The sequence below is a fragment of the Pseudomonas sp. IPO3747 genome, assembly GCF_013385245.1.
Lineage (GTDB): Bacteria > Pseudomonadota > Gammaproteobacteria > Pseudomonadales > Pseudomonadaceae > Aquipseudomonas > Aquipseudomonas edaphica.
Genome location: NZ_JACAQL010000002.1, coordinates 631,447 through 648,585, shown reverse-complemented (window position 1 = coordinate 648,585; position 17,139 = coordinate 631,447). Strand labels below are relative to the sequence as shown.

At 61.6% G+C, this 17,139-nt stretch carries 14 protein-coding genes; all 14 read right to left on the bottom strand.

The annotated features are described in order from the left end of the window. Nucleotides 1-18: 18 nt before the first annotated feature. The 14 genes from pdeM to HX790_RS04250 all read right to left on the bottom strand — a co-directional run bounded on the left by pdeM (nucleotide 19) and on the right by HX790_RS04250 (nucleotide 17,121). Nucleotides 19-669 (bottom strand): ligase-associated DNA damage response endonuclease PdeM, encoded by a 651-nt coding sequence (gene pdeM, locus HX790_RS04315; protein ID WP_017137168.1) that lies wholly within the window; start codon nucleotides 667-669, stop codon nucleotides 19-21. Next, nucleotides 669-3,149 carry a ligase-associated DNA damage response DEXH box helicase gene (locus tag HX790_RS04310; RefSeq protein WP_176991281.1) on the bottom strand — a complete coding sequence of 827 codons (2,481 nt, stop codon included), beginning with the start codon at nucleotides 3,147-3,149 and terminating at the stop codon, nucleotides 669-671. The genes pdeM and HX790_RS04310 overlap by 1 nt, the downstream gene beginning before the upstream one ends. A gap of 57 nt (nucleotides 3,150-3,206) precedes the next feature. Beyond that, complete coding sequence (locus HX790_RS04305) at nucleotides 3,207-3,971, bottom strand: ABC transporter ATP-binding protein (RefSeq protein WP_017137170.1); 765 nt, start codon at nucleotides 3,969-3,971, stop codon at nucleotides 3,207-3,209. Between the two features lie 13 nt (nucleotides 3,972-3,984). Next, nucleotides 3,985-5,103 (bottom strand): succinylglutamate desuccinylase/aspartoacylase family protein, encoded by a 1,119-nt coding sequence (locus HX790_RS04300; RefSeq protein ID WP_169985394.1) that lies wholly within the window; start codon nucleotides 5,101-5,103, stop codon nucleotides 3,985-3,987. Nucleotides 5,104-5,112: 9 nt separating this feature from the next. Then, nucleotides 5,113-5,823: an ABC transporter permease gene (locus HX790_RS04295; protein ID WP_017137171.1), complete on the bottom strand. Its 711-nt coding sequence runs from the start codon at nucleotides 5,821-5,823 to the stop codon at nucleotides 5,113-5,115. Next, nucleotides 5,820-6,548 (bottom strand): ABC transporter permease, encoded by a 729-nt coding sequence (locus tag HX790_RS04290; protein ID WP_017137172.1) that lies wholly within the window; start codon nucleotides 6,546-6,548, stop codon nucleotides 5,820-5,822. The genes HX790_RS04295 and HX790_RS04290 overlap by 4 nt, the downstream gene beginning before the upstream one ends. Nucleotides 6,549-6,608: 60 nt before the next feature. Further along, nucleotides 6,609-7,388 carry a transporter substrate-binding domain-containing protein gene (locus HX790_RS04285; RefSeq protein ID WP_017137173.1) on the bottom strand — a complete coding sequence of 260 codons (780 nt, stop codon included), beginning with the start codon at nucleotides 7,386-7,388 and terminating at the stop codon, nucleotides 6,609-6,611. Between the two features lie 328 nt (nucleotides 7,389-7,716). Further along, on the bottom strand, nucleotides 7,717-9,351 hold the full coding sequence (locus tag HX790_RS04280; RefSeq protein ID WP_176991280.1) for an ATP-dependent DNA ligase: 1,635 nt from the start codon (nucleotides 9,349-9,351) through the stop codon (nucleotides 7,717-7,719). Next, entirely contained in the window at nucleotides 9,348-10,352 is a 1,005-nt protein-coding gene (locus HX790_RS04275) for a ligase-associated DNA damage response exonuclease (protein WP_017137175.1), read from the bottom strand. Before HX790_RS04275 ends, HX790_RS04280 begins: the two co-directional genes overlap by 4 nt. Before the next feature lie 235 nt (nucleotides 10,353-10,587). Continuing rightward, the gene (locus tag HX790_RS04270; RefSeq protein WP_176991279.1) at nucleotides 10,588-13,029 is read right to left on the bottom strand and encodes a penicillin acylase family protein; all 2,442 of its coding nucleotides are present in this window, start codon (nucleotides 13,027-13,029) and stop codon (nucleotides 10,588-10,590) included. A gap of 206 nt (nucleotides 13,030-13,235) precedes the next feature. Further along, on the bottom strand, nucleotides 13,236-13,880 hold the full coding sequence (locus HX790_RS04265) for a glutathione S-transferase N-terminal domain-containing protein (RefSeq protein ID WP_176991278.1): 645 nt from the start codon (nucleotides 13,878-13,880) through the stop codon (nucleotides 13,236-13,238). Nucleotides 13,881-13,973: 93 nt separating this feature from the next. Then, complete coding sequence (locus tag HX790_RS04260) at nucleotides 13,974-14,759, bottom strand: ABC transporter ATP-binding protein (RefSeq protein ID WP_176991277.1); 786 nt, start codon at nucleotides 14,757-14,759, stop codon at nucleotides 13,974-13,976. After that, a complete protein-coding gene (locus tag HX790_RS04255; RefSeq protein WP_176991276.1) occupies nucleotides 14,756-15,814 on the bottom strand; it encodes an iron ABC transporter permease in 1,059 nt (352 codons plus the stop codon). Before HX790_RS04255 ends, HX790_RS04260 begins: the two co-directional genes overlap by 4 nt. A gap of 188 nt (nucleotides 15,815-16,002) precedes the next feature. Beyond that, nucleotides 16,003-17,121, bottom strand: coding sequence for an ABC transporter substrate-binding protein (locus HX790_RS04250; protein ID WP_176991275.1), 1,119 nt, complete (start codon nucleotides 17,119-17,121; stop codon nucleotides 16,003-16,005). Between the last annotated feature and the right edge of the window lie 18 nt (nucleotides 17,122-17,139).

The following is a 17,139-nucleotide window of genomic DNA, read 5'->3' as shown; positions in this document are numbered from 1 at the left end:
AAAGACATGGCTGGCGCTTCAGCACACCGGCCATACGTCTTGATCGCCGATCACAAATACTTGCCGATCGTCGCTTTTCTCTACGGAGTAACCGCCGGTAAAAGCTCCGAATGCCGGCAGCAAGCTGATCTTCGAGCCGATCTGGAAGCACGGCAAACGCAAACTCTGCCGACCTTTGCCGCGCAACCGGTACACAGGATGCACATGCCCGGCCAGCACATGCTGGCTGGGATGGGCATCCGGCTCATGCTGCAATGCAAATGGCCCCATCAATAGCGGCTCGGCCACCACTTCAATCCTCAAGTCGGCAGGCGGGTCGCCAGCGCGTTTATCGTGATTGCCGCGAATCAAGGTCAGGTTCAGTGCGTGATTGCGCTCGCGCCAGGTTCTCAAGGCGCTCAGGGTGCCGCTGGCGTGCGAACCCGGGCCGTGCAGGAAGTCACCGAGAAAGATCACCTGCGCGCACGGTAGGGCCGATAACAGGCGGTCCAGGCGCTGCAGGTTGTCGGTAGTGGTGCCCTGCGGCACCGGTTGCCCGAGGCTGCGATACGCCGAGGCCTTGCCAAAATGCGCATCGGCGATCAGCAGGCACTGGCGGGCGGGCCAGTAAATCGCCTTTTCCGCCAGCAGCCACAACTCCTCACCCTCAAGCGTCAGCGAATAATGCATCAACGTTTCCCGGTATCCGCGACTTTTTCCAGGTCCTTGACCATGCGTGCAATACGCTCGGACAGCTTCTCCGAACTCATGCTCTCGCGCATTCGCTCAACCAGCAGTGGAAAAGCCAGCGGCGTCGGCCGTTCGATCATGTGCAGGTCGAGTTTCAGCGCCGACAAATGACGCAATGTCTCTTCCAGCCGACGAATATCCAACTCATCACGCAGGACTTCTTCTCCGGCCTGGGTCAGCAAAAGGTTCTCTGGGTCGTATTGTTTGAACACCTCAAAGAACAAGCCGCTGGAAGCCTGCACCTGCCGTGTGCTTTTCGGCGCGCCAGGGTAACCGGCAAACACCAGCCCGGCGATGCGGGCGATTTCGCGAAAGCGGCGCAGCGCCAGCTCACCGGCATTCAAGCTGGCCGCCACGTCCAACAGTAAGTTCGTTGGGCTCAGCAACGCTTGATTCAACACAACCGGCCAGTCCACCGGCGTAGCGCTCAATAGTTCCAGCCCGTAATCATTCACCGCAATCGAAAAGGTCACCGGCTGGCCTTGGCTGACCCTCCACGCCAGCAGGCTCGCCAGCCCCAGATGCACCTGGCGACCGGCGAACGGGTAGAGAAACAGGTGCCAGCCTTCCCGCGACTTCAGGGCTTCCGCCAGCAAGTACGCACGTGTCGGCAGGCCAGACCAGCGCAACTGGGTTTGTAACAGGGGTTGCACCGCCCGCATCTCCGGGCCATCGAAGTGCCCGTGGGCCGCTGCATCAAAGCGCTCGACCACCGCCTGCGCCAATTCATTGGATAGCGGCATGCGCCCACCATTCCAGCGCGGCACGGCAGCCTTTTTCGCGGTGCTGCGCCGTACATACGCGGTCATGTTTTCCACGCGCACCAACTCCAGCAAACGCCCTGCAAACAAAAAACCGTCGCCAGGCTTGAGCCGGGCGATAAAACCTTCCTCGACACTGCCCAGATTCTTGCCGCCGCCGCCCTTGCTCCAGAATTTCAACTGGATACTCGCATCGCTGACGATAGTGCCCACGCTCATGCGATGACGCCGCGCCAGGCGTGCATCCGGCACGCGCCACACGCCATGCTCGTCGGGTTCCACTCGGCGGTAATCCGGATAGGCCGTCAACGACAGGCCGCCATGGCGCACAAACCCCAGCGCCCAGGCCCAGTCGGCGTCAGTAAGGTCACGATAAGCCCAGGCATCACGCACCTCCGCCAACAGCGCATCCGGGGTAAAACCACCGCCCAGGGCCATGCTCACCAAGTGTTGTACGAGCACATCCAATGGCTTGTAGGGCGATTCGCGAGCTTCGATGCGCCGCTGCGCTATCGCGTCCTGGGCGGCGGCGGCTTCCACCAGTTCCAGGCTATGGGTTGGCACCAACGTCACCCGTGATGGCTTGCCTGGCGCATGACCAGAGCGCCCGGCGCGCTGCATCAGGCGTGCCACGCCTTTGGCCGAGCCGATTTGCAGCACGCGCTCCACCGGCAGGAAATCCACACCCAGGTCCAGGCTCGAGGTACACACCACGGCCTTGAGCTGGCCGTCTTTCAGGGCCCGCTCCACCCAGTCGCGTGTTTCACGCGACAGCGAGCCATGGTGCAGGGCAATCACGCCCGCCCAGTCCGGACGCGCCTCCAGCAACGCCTGGTAGCAGATCTCCGACTGTGCCCGCGTATTGGTAAACACCAGGCAACTGCTGCTGGCGTCCACTTCGGCCACCACTTGCGGGAGCATCTTCAAGCCGATATGGCCAGCCCAGGGAAATCGCTCGGTGGTCGGCGGTAACAAGGTGTCGACCTTCAGTTCTTTAGCCGTCTGCCCCTGCACATTGATCCCACCGCCTTGTGGGACAAGAACCTCAAGGGCGTGAGACTGATTGCCCAAGGTCGCGGAAATCCCCCACACCATCAAATCCGGATGCCAACGCCGCAAGCGCGCCAACGCCAGTTGCAGTTGCACGCCACGCTTGTTGCCGATCAGTTCGTGCCACTCATCCACGATCACCATGCGCAGGTGCGCCAGGCTGGTCTCACTGTCGGCGCGCGCAAGCATCAGCGTCAGGCTTTCCAGGGTGGTCACCAGCGCGGTGGGCTGACGCCGGGTCTGGCGCGCGCGTTCGCTGCTGCTGGTGTCGCCGGTACGCAGGCCGACACTCCATGGAATCTCCAGTGCCGCCAGTGGCGCCTCCAGGGCGCGCGCCGTGTCGGCGGCCAAAGCTCGCATGGGCGTGATCCACAACACCGTCAGTGGCTCAGCGGGCGCTTTGCGTTTACCGGTGGCGGGCGGGCGAGTGACGGCGAAGCGGTTGAGGGCGGCAAACCACAGTGCATAGGTTTTACCCGCGCCGGTGCTGGCGTGCAGCAGGCCTGATTGGCCGTCTTTAACCGCCGCCCACACGGCTTTTTGAAAGGCGAACGGCTTCCAGCCCTTGGTGGCAAACCATGTTTTGGCGAAATCGAGGGGTTTTGCCATTCGGCAGCTGACGCTCTGGAGGCTCTATGTCAGAGACCCTCCAGGCGTCGCAAAGGTTTACTTCAAGTTACCGCTCAGAAATTGCTGCAGGCGCTCGCTCTTCGGGTTGCCCAACACATCTTCGGGCGTGCCTTGCTCTTCCACCAGACCCTTGTGCAGGAACAGCACCTGGTTCGACACCTTGCGCGCAAAGCTCATCTCGTGGGTGACCATGATCATGGTGCGGCCTTCCTCGGCCAGGCCCTGGATCACTTTCAACACTTCGCCGACCAGTTCCGGGTCGAGGGCCGAGGTGGGTTCGTCAAACAGCATCACCTCCGGCTCCATGGCCAGGGCGCGGGCGATGGCCACCCGTTGCTGTTGGCCACCAGAAAGGAACGCCGGGTATTGATCGGCCACGCGTGCCGGCAACCCGACCTTATCCAGGTAGCGACGGGCACGGTCTTCGGCGTCCTTCTTGCTGCAACCCAGTACCCGGCGCGGTGCCATGGTGATGTTTTCCAGCACGCTCATATGGCTCCACAGGTTGAAGTGCTGGAACACCATCGCCAGCCGCGTACGCAGGCGTTGCAATTCGGCGTCGTCGGCCACGCGCATGCCATGGCGATCGCTGACCATGCGGATCTGCTGACCATCTAGGGTCATGGCGCCGTCGTTGGGCGTTTCCAGAAAGTTGATGCAGCGCAAAAAGGTGCTTTTGCCCGAGCCGCTGGCGCCGATCAGGCTGATCACATCACCGGTGTTGGCCTTGAGCGAGACACCTTTGAGCACTTCATTGTCGCCATAGCTTTTATGCAGGCCTTCAACGGTCAATTTGTACATGGGGCGTGCATCCTCAAGGCGAAAGTAGGTAGCCGCTGCGGTAGGCTTGCGTGCCTGCAACATGGCTGATCACCATGCCGGCAGTGGCCATGCGCCGCAGCGAACGGGCGTAAAGCAGGCCGGCATGTTGGCAGTGCACAGGCGTTACGCGGTCAGTAATGGGGTCGATGATTTCGGCGATCAGTTGCCCGGCTTCCAGGTATTCACCGGGCAGGGCGCTGAACACCAGCAAGCCGCCGACCGGCGTGGTCACCGGTTCCACGCCCGCCAGCGGCGTGGCCGGGTAGGGCAGCTCGGGCAGGGGCGCCGCGTCACCTTTAATGGCACCGAAGTGAGTCAGGTAATCGATGATCGCCTGGCAATCCAGCGCCGCGAGGCCGTGGTTGACGTCGCCCTGGCCGCGCAGTTCGACGGTCACCGAAAAGCTGCCCATCGGGATCGGGAAGCGCTCGCCGAAGCGTTGCTGTAACTGCCACCACACCAGCGTGAAGCACTCGTCGAACGACTGCCCGCCGGAGTCGGTCGCCAGCAAGTTGGCTTCCGAGCCGATATAGCGCGCCAGCGGCTCCACCTGCGGCCAGGCCTCGGGGGTGGTGTACAGGTGCGCCACGGCTTCAAAGTCGCAATGCAGGTCCAACACCATGTCGGCATCGCAGGCCAGGCGTTGCAACACCAGGCGTTGGGATTGCAGCTGGGTAGCAGGCGTTTGCGCCGCAAGGGCCAGGCTCAGGGCGTCGCGAATAAGCTCGACGTTGTGCGTGGGGTCGTCGCCCAGCAGGTCTTCGACCTGATTGCCGACCTCCTCACTGAGGTCGACAAACAGGCGATTGAAATTTTGCCCGCTTTCCAGCTCGTAGCGGCCCAACGGAATGTCCATCAACACCTGCTCAAGTCCCACCGGATTGGCGATGGGCACCAGCACGATCTCACTGCGCAGGCGCCCAGCCGCCGCCAGCTCCGCCAGGCGCAGCTTCAGGTGCCAGGCCACCAGCATGCCCGGCAGCTCATCGGCATGCAGTGATGACTGGATATAGATCTTGCCTTCAGCCTGTTCCGGGCCGAAGTGGAAACTGTGAACCTGCCGCGCCGTGCCCGGCACCGGCGCGATCAGTTCATGCACCTGATGACGCATGACGACTCCTTAGTGGCTCGGCCCGAGAAAGGCCAGCCAGCGACGTTCCGCCAGACGAAACAGCCCGACCAGCGCGAAGGTCACGGTCAGGTAGATCAGCGCGGCGATGCCGAATGATTGAAAGGTCATGTAGGTGGCCGAGTTGGCATCCCGCGCCACCTTGAGAATGTCCGGCACCGTCGCGGTAAACGCCACCGTGGTCGAGTGCAGCATCAGGATCACTTCGTTGCTGTAGTAGGGCAGCGAGCGGCGTAGGGCCGAGGGCATGATCACATAGGCATACAGCTTCCAACCGCTCAGGCCGTAAGCCTTGGCCGCTTCGACTTCGCCATGAGCCATGCTGCGGATCGCGCCGGCGAAAATTTCCGTGGTGTATGCGCAGGTGTTGAGGGCGAAGGCCAGAATGGTGCAGTTCATCGCATCGCGAAAGAACGCATCCAGCACCGGTTGCGCGCGCACGGCGGCGATGCTGTAGATGCCGGTGTAGCAAATCAACAGTTGGATATACAGCGGCGTGCCACGAAACAGGTAGGTGTAGAACTGCACCGGCCAGCGTATGGAGCGTTTGCGCGAAACGCGGGCGATGGACAGCGGAATCGAGACCAGAAAGCCGATCACCAGCGCCGCGCTGAGCAGCCACATGGTCATCGCCAGCCCGGTGATGTGCTGACCGTCGCTATAAAGGAAAGGCCGCCAGTATTGCTGGATAAGTTCGATCATCGCACGGCCTCCCGGGACCCAGCGGAGTAGCGGCGCTCAAGCCAGCGCAGGACGACGTTGGATGCACTGGTGATCAGCAGGTAGATCAGCGCCGCGATGACCAGAAAATAGAACAGCTGATAAGTACTCTTGCCCGCATCCTGCGCGGCCTTGACCAGGTCCGCCAGACCGATGATCGACACCAGCGCGGTGGCCTTGAGCATCACCATCCAGTTGTTGCCGATGCCCGGCAAGGCAAAGCGCATCATCTGCGGGAAGGTCACGAAGCGAAACCGCTGCCCGCGCGTGAGCCCGTAGGCGGTCGCCGCTTCCAGCTGGCCACGCGGCACGGCGAGGATCGCGCCGCGAAAGGTCTCGGTGAAGTAGGCGCCATAGATGAAGCCCAGGGTGATGACCCCGGCGCTGAATGGGTCGATCTCGATGTAGTCCCATTCCATAAAGTCGGTAAAGCCGGTCAGCCAGATTTGCAGGCTGTAGAAAATCAGCAGCATCAGCACCAGGTCGGGCACGCCGCGAATCAAGGTGGTGTAGAGCTGGGCAGGGATGCGGATCAGGCTGACGCTGGACAGTTTGGCGCTGGCGCCGAGCAGGCCCAGCAAGACGCTGACGGCCAGGGAGGCGACCGACAGTTTCACGGTCATCCACGTACCTTGCAGCAACAGCGGGCCGAACCCCTTCAGACTGAAGGCACCCAGCCCCAGGGTTTGCAAAAGATCTTCAAACATGAATTCAGGACCTAATGGCGATAAAAAAGCGCCCGCCGCAAACCGGTGGGCGCCGGGGTGTTATTTACCGCTGTAGAGGTTCAGGTCGCCGAAGTGTTTCTTCTGGATGGTGGCGTAGGTGCCATCATCGTGTAACGCTTTGATACCTTTATCGAGCAAGGCCTTGAGGTCTTTGTTACCTTTTTTGATACCGACCGCAGTTTTGGATGGCAGCAGTGGGTCATCGATGGCCTTGCTGACTTCGTAGTCAGCGCCGGCTGGCGACTTCAAAAAGCCCAGTTCGGCTTGCAGCATGTCCTGTACGGAAGCATCCAGGCGGCCTGAGGTCAGGTCGGCGTAGACCTGGTCCTGGTTGGCGTAGGCCTTGGTGGTCACACCGGCTTTGTCCAGCACGGCCTTGGCGTAGGCTTCCTGGATGGTGCCTTGCTCGTAGCCCACGGATTTGCCCTTGAGGGACTCAGGCGTGGAGAAGTTCGCGCCCTTTTTGAACACCAGGGACGTCGGGCCGGAGAACAGCTCGCTGGAGAAATCGATCGCCTTTTCACGGGCTTCGGTCACGGTCATCGAGGAAATCACACCGTCGAACTTGTTGGCGTTGAGGCCTGGAATCATGCCGTCGAAGTCGCTTTCAACCCACTTGCACTTCACTTTCAGCTCGGCACAGATCGCATTGCCCAGGTCGATATCGAAGCCTACGAGGCTGCCGTCGGCGGCCTTGGACTCGAATGGCGCGTAGGAAGGATCGACACCAAAACGCAATTCCTTGTATTCCTTGGCCAGCGCGGTACCAGCAGCCATGCACAGAGCCAGTGCAGAAAGGGTCAGCAATGCTTTTTTCATTATGTAATCCCTGGAAACCAAGATAAGCGCTTGTGGCGCGGTTAGGACTGTTACTGAACGGTGTCAGACGGATCACAAGTAGCAATTTCTGCACCATAGTTCCGAATGAGTGTTTTAAAAGGTGGGATAAGGGAGATGTGAGTGTAGGAGATGCCCGAAAATGGGCATGGAAAATTCAGCGCACCATTTTGAAGCAAATGAAATTCAAAATGCGGGAGCGGGCTTGCCCGCGATAGCGGTGTGTCTGCCCAATCTCTCTAAGCTGACCCACCGCCATCGCGGGCAAGCCCGGCTCCCACAGGGTTTTGCAGTGTTTGGGGGGAAGGGGTCAGGTCAACAAATCCTGCAACGTGCCGAGGTTGTCGGCTTCTTCCACTGTCTTATCCTGCCGCCACCGCAACATCCTGGGAAACCGTACGGCAATCCCGCTCTTGTGGCGTTTGGACAAGGCAATCCCCTCAAACCCCAGCTCAAACACCATGCTCGGCGTTACGCTGCTGACCGGGCCGAATTTTTCCACCGTGGTCTTGCGCACGATGGCGTCGACCTTGCGCATTTCTTCGTCAGTCAGCCCTGAATAAGCCTTGGCGAATGGCACCAGCGTGCGTTCAGTGCCGGGCGGGCCGTCCCACACTGCAAAGGTGTAGTCGCTGTACAGACTGGCGCGGCGGCCATGGCCGCGCTGGGCGTAAATCAGTACGGCATCGACACTGAACGGGTCGACTTTCCACTTCCACCACACGCCCATGTCCTTGGTGCGGCCCACGCCGTACAGGCCATCGCGGGCTTTTAGCATCATGCCTTCCACGCCGAGGCGGCGAGAGTCTTCGCGTTGCTCCGCCAGGTCCTTCCAGCTCTTGCCCGTCAGCAAGGGAGATGGCAACAGCACGGGCTGGTTGCACTGCGCGATCACTTGCTCAAGCTGGACGCGGCGCTCGGCCTGGGTGTGGTTGCGCCAATCGTCGCCCTGATGTTCCAGCAGGTCATAGGCCAGGACCGCGACTGGCGCATCCTCCAGGACCTTTTTGCTCAAGGTTTTGCGGCCGATGCGCTGTTGCAACAGCGCGAAGGGTTGCACCGCGTCTTTCCACACAACAATTTCGCCATCGATTACCGTGCCATCCGGCAGGCCGCTGACCAGGCTGTGCAGTTCGGGGAAGCGCTCGGTGACCAACTCTTCACCGCGCGACCAGACCCACAGGCGACCGTCGCGCTTGACCAGTTGCGCGCGAATGCCGTCCCACTTCCATTCCACCTGCCAGTCGGCGGGTGCGCCGAGCAAGGCGTCGAACTGCTCCACCGGTTGCGCCAGCCCATGGGCCAGAAAAAACGGATACGGCTGACCGCCGCGTTGCGCATGCTCGTCGGACGATTCGGCGGCGATCAGCTTGAGGTAGCCTTCGGCCGTAGGCCGGTTGGACAAATCGGTGTAGCCCACCAAGCGTTGTGCCACACGTTTGCTGTCCAGGTCGGCCATGGCGGCGAGGGCGCGGGTGACCAGCAGTTTGGACACGCCGACACGAAAACTGCCGGTGATCAATTTGATGCACACCATCAGGCTCGGCTGATCGAGCTGCGCCCATAACGCCGGCAGGCGTTCGGCCAATTCCAGCGGCGGCAGGCCACGCAGGGGCAGCAGCTTTTCCTCCAGCCATACTGCAAGCCCGTCTTCCGAGGTATAGGAGGATTCGGGCAACAACAGGGAAATGGTCTCGGCCAGGTCGCCTACCGACTGGTAACTTTCTTCGAATAACCAAGGTTCTATGCCCGATGCTGCGGTGGCCATGTCGCGCAGCAGACGGGTCGGCACCAATTGCCGGGGCCGCCCGCCGGAGAGGAAGTACACCGCCCAGGCCGCATCTTCGGGTGGCGCCTGGCGGAAGTAGGCTTGCAGCGCGGCCAGCTTGGCGTTGCTGGAGGTGGTGGCGTCGAGGTTGGCGTACAGCTCGGCGAAGGCTTTCATGCCGTGGCCTCTTCTTCGTCATCGCCGTATTCGGTGGTGAAACCCTGGGCATCCAGGCCTTTTTCCCGCAAGTGGCGCACCAATACGCCGACAGAGCCATGGGTGACCATCACCCGTTCGGCGCCGGTCTGTGCGATGGCCCACAGCAGTCCGGGCCAATCGGCGTGGTCCGAGAGCACAAAGCCTCGGTCCACACCGCGCCGCCGTCGCGTGCCACGCAGGCGCATCCAGCCGCTGGCGAAGGCGTCGCTGTAGTCGCCGAAGCGCTTGATCCAACTGCTGCCACCGGCGGACGGCGGCGCAATGATCAGTGCCTGACGCAGCAATGGGTCAGTCTTTTTAAAGTCCCCGGCATATAAGGTTTCGGGGATATAGATGCCGGCCTCGCGGTACACGCGGTTCAGCGGTTCCACCGCGCCATGGCTGAGAATCGGGCCGATGCTGGCATCGATGCCATGCAGGATGCGCTGGGCTTTGCCAAAGGAATAACAGAACAACACGCTGGCTTTGCCGACCGCGATATTGGCCTGCCACCAATCATTGATGCCGGCAAAAATCTGCGCCTGGGGTTGCCAGCGGTAAATCGGCAGGCCGAAGGTGGATTCAGTAATAAAGGTGTGGCAACGCACCGGCTCAAAGGGCGCACAGGTGCCATCGGGTTCGACTTTGTAGTCGCCGGAGGCTACCCAGACTTCGCCCTGGTATTCCAGGCGCACCTGCGCGGAACCGAGCACATGCCCGGCGGGATGGAAACTCAGGGTGACGCCGTGGTGGATGAGTTTTTCGCCGTAGGCCAGGGTTTGCAGGTTGATGTCCTGGCCCAGTCGCGAACGCAGGATGCCTTCGCCGGGAGCGGCGGCCAGGTAATGCTGGTTGCCGGTGCGGGCGTGGTCCCCATGGGCGTGGGTGATGACGGCGCGGTCCACCGGGCGCCATGGGTCGATGTAGAAATCTCCCGCAGTACAATAGAGGCCTTCGGGGCGGGCGATGACAAGGTCCATGGGCGTGCCGGGGCAGTGGGCTTATCAGGTATGAGGGGAGCGAGACTTGAGAAGTTCTATCTAAATGCAGGCGATCAAATGTGGGAGCTGGCTTGCCTGCGATTGCGGTGTGTCAGTCGATTAATTAGTGACTGACACACTGTTATCGCAGGCAAGCCAGCTCCCACATTTTGATGGCGTGACGCGGAGCGTCACAGGATGCATTCCCACGCAGAGCGTGGGAACGATCACCGGGTTACTTGCCGGGTGTGAGGGTCAAGCGGGTTTTCCCGTACACCTTGTCAAAGTTCTGCGGCTGCATCGGGAAGCTCAGGTATTGCGCCTTGAGCGACGCATCGATGCCGTTCGCATAACTCGGGCTGGCCGGGTTGCCGGATTGGCCGATGCCACCTTGACCCATCATCGGTTCGATTTGGCTGAAGTCGACGATCATGCGCAGCGCCGGCACTTGGGTGGTGACAAAATCCTGCCCCCAGCTGTACGGCGCCGGGTTCAGGGTGTTGTGGTCGCCGCCACTGGCAAACGGCCCGCGGATCACCTGGCCATTGGTGTTTTTCCAGGTGGTGGTGTGCAGTTTGCCCCACTGCCAGGCCTTGTGATCACCACCCAATTGGCTGTCGCCAGCGGTGATGGCGGCGGCAAGGCTGCGGGCGAGGATCGCCGGTTTGTCTTCTTTTTGCGCGGTGCGCACGTCGTCCCAGAAGGGGCTGTCTTCGCGGCCCAGCAGGTGGTCGGCGTTGGCGGAATAGGACAGGTTGGCGTTGCTGACAAAGGCTTTCCAGCTGGCGCTGGTTTCCGGGCCGAGTTCGTCGAGGAAGATCTGCTTGGTGCTTTCCTGCAGGAACAACTCATAGATCGCCGCGTCTGCGGAGGTCGGTGCCAGGCGGCCATCAAACGCCATCAAGCGACTGAGCGCTTCGCGTGCCTTCACAGCTTCGGTTGCCGGCAGCGCATCGATTGCCTGTTTCAGTGGCTGGGCCATACCCGGCGCCTGGAACATGGTCTTGAGCTTGGCGGCAAACGTGGTGGTCTGGTCGTACTGCATGGCGATCATGCTGCGGCTGTCATGCTTGCCGGCGTTGGCCAGTTGTGCCAGGCGCTCGCTGCGCTCCGGGGCGTCCCAGGAATTGGACAACTGCATGCCATAACCGCGTGGCGCGGTGCGCTGGTTGGCCGTGCCGATCCAGCCTTGGGCCGGGTCCTGATCGTAAGGGTGCAGCATCGCGTCGGCGTAGCCGTCCCAGTCAAAGCGCGCGTCCCAGCCCGGCGAGGGCAGCAGGCCTTCGCCTTCGCGACGGTTGGGGAAGCGGCCAGTGACTTGCCAGCCAATGCTGCTCGCGTCGGCAAAGATCATGTTGAGGGCGATGGCGCGGATTTCCCGGGTCGCGTCCGAGGCCTTGCCGGCGCTTTGGGCGCGGGACAGGTCGAAGAACGCGTCCAGGCTCTTGTCGTCCTTGAGGTCGGCGGCTTGCAGGGCCAGGCCGAACCCGGTGGTGAGTGCCTGGCTGCTGTTGAGCAGGGCGCCGTGGCGGGTTTCGTACACCACTTCGCGAATCGGCCGCTGGCCCTTGGCGAAGTAGGTTTCGTTGCGCACGACGGCCGGTAGCCATTTGCCGTTGTTCTCGTAGTACAACGCGCTGCCTTGGCGTTTGACCTTCTCCAGGAACAGGTCCTGGGTGTCGCCTTTTACCGCGCTCATGCTCCACGCCACTTTGCCGTTGAAGCCGGACAGCAGGGTCGGTAAACCGGCAATCGAGACGCCGACCGCCTGGTATTTCGGGGCACGGATCTGCACGTAGTTCCATGGCGACGGTGCTTGTGGCTGGGCTGCCAGGTCGTTGGCCAACAGGCTTTTGCCACTGCGGCTGCGTTGCGGGCCGATGGCCCAGTTGTTAGAGGTGGTGACGGCCAGTGCGTTGAGGCTGTTCAACTGCTGGCCGATGCTTTCGAGCCCCGCAAGGCCGGTGATCTGGCTGAGGTTCACGCCCTTGAGCTTGTCGGCTTCGTCCATCGGGATCGGCTCGTCCGGCGCACTCGGCGTCAGCCAGGCGAGCTTGTCGGCCCCGACTTTCTGCGCCAGCACCAGCGACGAGAGTTCTTCCTGCAGGTTGCTCGACTCGCTGAAATTCAGCAGGCAGAACAGCAGCGCCGAATCTTCCGGCTTCCAGTACTCGGGCTTGAAGCCGGTCTGGGCCAGGTCCGGCGGCAGCTTGTCGCGGTAGCGGAACAGGTAGGCGTTGACGCCACGGGCATACACTTCAAAGAAGCGCTTGAGGCGCGGCGACGAAGCGTTATACAGCTCGCCGGCGCTTTTTTTCAGGTTGACCGCGCGCATGAAACGGTCGACATCCAGCACTTGCGGGCCGGACATTTCCGCCAGGCGGCCCTGGGCCAACAGGCGCAAAGTGACCATCTGCGTGATGCGGTCGCTGGCGTGTACATAACCGAGGCTGAACAGCGCGTCATGGAAGGTGTTGCTTTCGATCAACGGCATGCCCTGGGCATTGCGGCGCACCGACACATTCTGTGCCAGGCCTTTGATCGGTTGCACACCGGCCACCGGCGGCAGGGTGTCCTGGGTGCTCTGGAGCTGGCAACCGGCCAGGCTTAAAGCACTGGCCACTGCCGCGGCAACGCCGAACCGGGGGATAAAGTGTGAGAGGGCTGGCGAGGCCATGGCAAAGCTCCTGCGGGGGGTAGCGTCATTAAAGGCGCTACGTTAGTGAGCGCGGCGAAACGACGCAAGCAGGAGTTTGGGTTAAGCGTGAGATCTTGAGACCGGTAGAGAACAATGTGGGAGCTGGCTTGCCTGCGATGCTGACGCCTCGGTGTGTCAGTTACACCGAGGTGATGCTATCGCAGGCAAGCCAGCTCCCACATAGATCAGGATTTTGGCGGATTCACTTTCTGCACCAGTTCATACGCCCGCACCGTCGCCGGCCGTTCCTTGATGCTGTTGAACCAGCGCTGCACGTGCGGGAAGTCCTCCAGACGCTGGCTCTGCCACTTGTGGGAAACGATCCATGGGTAGATCGCCATGTCGGCGATGCTGTAGTCCTCACCCGCCACGAACGCGCGGTCCGCCAGGCGTCGGTCCAACACGCCGTACAGGCGCGCGGTTTCGTCCACATAGCGCTTGATCGCGTAAGGAATCTTTTCCGGTGCGAATTGGCTGAAGTGATGATTCTGACCCGCCATCGGCCCCAGCCCGCCCATTTGCCAGAACAGCCATTGCAGCGCTTCCTGGCGGCCGCGCAGGTCTTTTGGAATGAATTGGCCGGTTTTTTCCGCGAGGTACAGCAAGATCGCGCCGGATTCGAACAGCGAAATCGGCGCGCCGCCGTCGGTCGGGCTGTGATCGACGATGGCCGGGATGCGGTTGTTGGGAGCGATCTTCAGGAAGTCCGGCTTGAACTGCTCGCCCTGGCCAATGTTGACCGGGTTCACCTCGTAGGGCAGGCCGGCTTCTTCCAGGAACAGCGATACTTTGTGACCGTTGGGGGTGGTCCAGTAGTACAGGTCGATCATGAAGCTCTCCAAATGAGCGAATGCCTGTCTCTATAGGTGATGATCAAGGGGCAATAATTCAATCAAACATTTGCGTCTAACCTTAGAAGCCAATCACACCGCGCTATCGACCAACACCTGCAATGACTGCTGCGAGCAGCGCTCAATGCGCACCTGTACGCCATAGACCTGCGCAAACAACGCCGGGTCGAGCACCTCATCCGCCACGCCGCTGGCGTACAACCTGCCCTGGCGCAGCACGGCAATATGGTCGGCGAAGCGTGCAGCCAGATTGATATCGTGCAGCACCACCACGGCGATCAAATTGTGTTCGCGCACCAGCGCGCGCACGCAGTCCATGACTTTTAATTGGTAATTGAGGTCGAGCGCGCTGGTGGGTTCGTCGAGCAGCATCACTTGCGGGCGACGCGCAATCAGCTGGGCGAGGCCGACCAATTGGCGCTGGCCGCCGGACAACGTGCTCAGCAGCTGATCGGCCAAATGCGCGATGCCGATACGCTGCAACGCTTCGAAGGCTTCGCCCAGGCAGGCCTCGCTGGACAGCGCAATGCCGGCCACATTGGCCACACGTAGCGCGGCGATCACGCTTTCCATCACGCTGAGGCTCAGGCCCGGCGGCAGGTTTTGCGGCATGTAAGTCACGCGGCGCGCACGCTCGGCCACCGACATGGCTGACAGGTCGAGGTCACCCAGTCTGACCACGCCTTGCATCTTTTCCAGCCCGGCGATGGCCCGCAGCAGCGTGGATTTACCCGCGCCATTCGGGCCGATCAAGGCGGTGAGGCTGCCGTGGGGCAGGGTCGGCAAGCTCAGCTCATGCACAATCTGCCGACGCCCGTAGCTGACCGTGGCGTTGTGTACCGATAACCCCGCACTCATAACTGCCTCCCGCGCTTGAACACCAACACCACAAAAATCGGTACGCCCACCAAGGCGGTGACAATGCCCACCGGCACAATCACGCCGGGCATGATCAGTTTGCTGGCAATCGACGACAGCGCCAGCAGCAACGCGCCGGTCAACGCACTGGCCGGCAGCAGGAAGCGTTGATCCTCACCCACCAGAATCCGCGCGATATGCGGCCCCACCAAGCCGATAAAGCCGATGGTGCCGACAAACGCCACGGCAGTGGCCGACAGCAGGCTGATGCGCAGCAACGAGAAAAACCGCAGGCGCTTCACATCCACGCCAAAGCTTTGTGCGCGGTCCTCGCCCATGCGCAGCAGGGTCAGGCGCGGCGCGGCGGCGAAGGAAAACGGCAGCACCACGGTAACGACAAAGGCGAGGATGCCGAGCTTGTCCCAGTTGGCGCGGGTCACGCTGCCCAAGGTCCAGAACACCAACTGTTGCAACACGTCTTCGGTGGCCACCAGTTGCAGCAAGGCCACCACGGCGTTGCAACTGAACACCAGCGCGATGCCGAACAACACCAAACTTTCCACCCCCGCACCGCGCAGGCGTGACATGGCTTGCAGCAAAAACACCGAGGCGGCGGCAAAGATAAACGCCGAGATGGAAATCGCGGTGTTGGCCGACACCCACAGCGTGGTCACCGGAAACACGATGACCAGCGAGGCGCCCAAGGCCGCCGCCGACGACACGCCCAACGTAAACGGGCTGGCCAGCGGGTTATTGAGGATCGCCTGCATCTCGGCCCCGGCCAGCGACAGCGCGCAACCCACCAGCACCGCCATCAGCGCGTAGGGCAGGCGCACGTTCCAGATGATCACCTGGTCGGTGGTGCTCAGGTGCGACGGATGCAGGATGCCGTCGAGCAACGCCAGCAGGCCCATGCCCGACGGGCCGCTGGCCAGGTCCACCAGAATGGCGCAGACCAGCGCGATGCCGAGCAGCGCCAGCAGCCAGGTACGCCGGGCCAGCAAACGGCGATAGCCATGAGTGGCGCTGGCAAGGTCGAGGGTTTGAGTGGTCATGGGGCTCACAAGGTCTTAAAAACAATGAACATCCACATGTGGGAGCTGGCTTGCCTGCGATAGCGGTGTGCCAGTCGATTAATTCAGTGACTGACACACCGCTATCGCAGGCAAGCCAGCTCCCACACTGACTGCATTCCTGCATTCCTGCATTCCTGCATTCCTGCATTTGTGCATGGCGATTGGGGTTACTTGGTTTTGGCGTCAATCCAGTAAGCACCCTGCAGCGGCATCCCCAAAAACTGTTGGTTGATCTGTTTCATAGTCGCTTGCGGGTCGAGCTTGGCGAACAGTTCCGGGTGTACCCATTTGGCCAATACTTCAATCGCCAGCAGGTTGTATGGCGAGTTGTAGAAATCGTGCCACAGGCCGTGGGCATTGCCTTGGCGGATGGCACGCAGGTTGGCGAACTCCGGCCGCGCCAGCACATGATCAAACGCCTCACGGGCTTCATCGGTGCTCACTCCAGCGCCGAGAATCAGCCCAGGCTTGTGGTTGCCGGTGGCCACGTACACATCCGGGTCGGCCTTGAGCGCGTATTCAACGCTGATATCCCCCAGCGCACCCGGCACCACCTCGGCGGCGATATTGCGCCCGCCGACCAGCTTGATCACTTCACCCATGCCGCTTTTGCCGGTGGTGTGCCCCGGTGCCTGCCAGGCACCGGCGAGCAATTCGAGGAACACACTCGGGCGCGGGCCGGCGGCAGGCAAGGTGGCAACGGCGTCGGTGATAGCCTTGATGTGCTGGTCATAGAAACCCAGGAACGCCTTGGCCTGGGCTTCGCGGCCCAAGGCCTGGCCCAGCGCGTTCATGCTGGTGTGGGTGCCTTGCACCGGGTTGATGCGAAAGTCGACGAACAACACCGGGATGCCGGCTTTGGCCAGCACGTCTGCCACCGCGCTGTGTTCGGTCGGGCCGTGGCCGGAAATGCTGAACACCGCCAGATCCGGTTTCAGCGAGAGAATCTCCTCAGCACTGACACTCTGCTCCGACGCTTGCCCGATCAACGGGATGTCTTTGACCGTAGGAAACTTCGCCACATAGGCGTTGTAAGTGTGCTGGTCCAGCAGCTTCAAATCGTTCTGCCAGCCGACGATGCGCTGGAACGGCGCGTCCTTGTCGAGCAAGGCAAACGCCGAAATCAAGCGGCCTTCGCCCAGCACCACACGTTTGACGTGGTCTTTGACCTCGACCTTGCGGCCCAACACGTCGGTGACTTCATGGGCAGCGGCAGTTTCGGCGTGGCCGAGGACCAGCGCGGCGCACAGCACGCCGAGCTTAAGCACGTTACGAGGTTTGAACATGGAAAGGACTCCGGGTGA

What these genes read in the sequence shown, in the direction of transcription:
- pdeM (WP_017137168.1), bottom strand. Translation starts at nt 669, where the DNA reads ATGCATTATTCGCTGACGCTTGAGGGTGAGGAGTTGTGGCTGCTGGCG.
- HX790_RS04285 (WP_017137173.1), bottom strand. Translation starts at nt 7,388, where the DNA reads ATGAAAAAAGCATTGCTGACCCTTTCTGCACTGGCTCTGTGCATGGCT.
- HX790_RS04280 (WP_176991280.1), bottom strand. Translation starts at nt 9,351, where the DNA reads ATGAAAGCCTTCGCCGAGCTGTACGCCAACCTCGACGCCACCACCTCC.
- HX790_RS04300 (WP_169985394.1), bottom strand. Translation starts at nt 5,103, where the DNA reads ATGCGTCATCAGGTGCATGAACTGATCGCGCCGGTGCCGGGCACGGCG.
- HX790_RS04265 (WP_176991278.1), bottom strand. Translation starts at nt 13,880, where the DNA reads ATGATCGACCTGTACTACTGGACCACCCCCAACGGTCACAAAGTATCG.
- HX790_RS04305 (WP_017137170.1), bottom strand. Translation starts at nt 3,971, where the DNA reads ATGTACAAATTGACCGTTGAAGGCCTGCATAAAAGCTATGGCGACAAT.
- HX790_RS04310 (WP_176991281.1), bottom strand. Translation starts at nt 3,149, where the DNA reads ATGGCAAAACCCCTCGATTTCGCCAAAACATGGTTTGCCACCAAGGGC.
- HX790_RS04295 (WP_017137171.1), bottom strand. Translation starts at nt 5,823, where the DNA reads ATGATCGAACTTATCCAGCAATACTGGCGGCCTTTCCTTTATAGCGAC.
- HX790_RS04260 (WP_176991277.1), bottom strand. Translation starts at nt 14,759, where the DNA reads ATGAGTGCGGGGTTATCGGTACACAACGCCACGGTCAGCTACGGGCGT.
- HX790_RS04275 (WP_017137175.1), bottom strand. Translation starts at nt 10,352, where the DNA reads ATGGACCTTGTCATCGCCCGCCCCGAAGGCCTCTATTGTACTGCGGGA.
- HX790_RS04270 (WP_176991279.1), bottom strand. Translation starts at nt 13,029, where the DNA reads ATGGCCTCGCCAGCCCTCTCACACTTTATCCCCCGGTTCGGCGTTGCC.
- HX790_RS04250 (WP_176991275.1), bottom strand. Translation starts at nt 17,121, where the DNA reads ATGTTCAAACCTCGTAACGTGCTTAAGCTCGGCGTGCTGTGCGCCGCG.
- HX790_RS04255 (WP_176991276.1), bottom strand. Translation starts at nt 15,814, where the DNA reads ATGACCACTCAAACCCTCGACCTTGCCAGCGCCACTCATGGCTATCGC.
- HX790_RS04290 (WP_017137172.1), bottom strand. Translation starts at nt 6,548, where the DNA reads ATGTTTGAAGATCTTTTGCAAACCCTGGGGCTGGGTGCCTTCAGTCTG.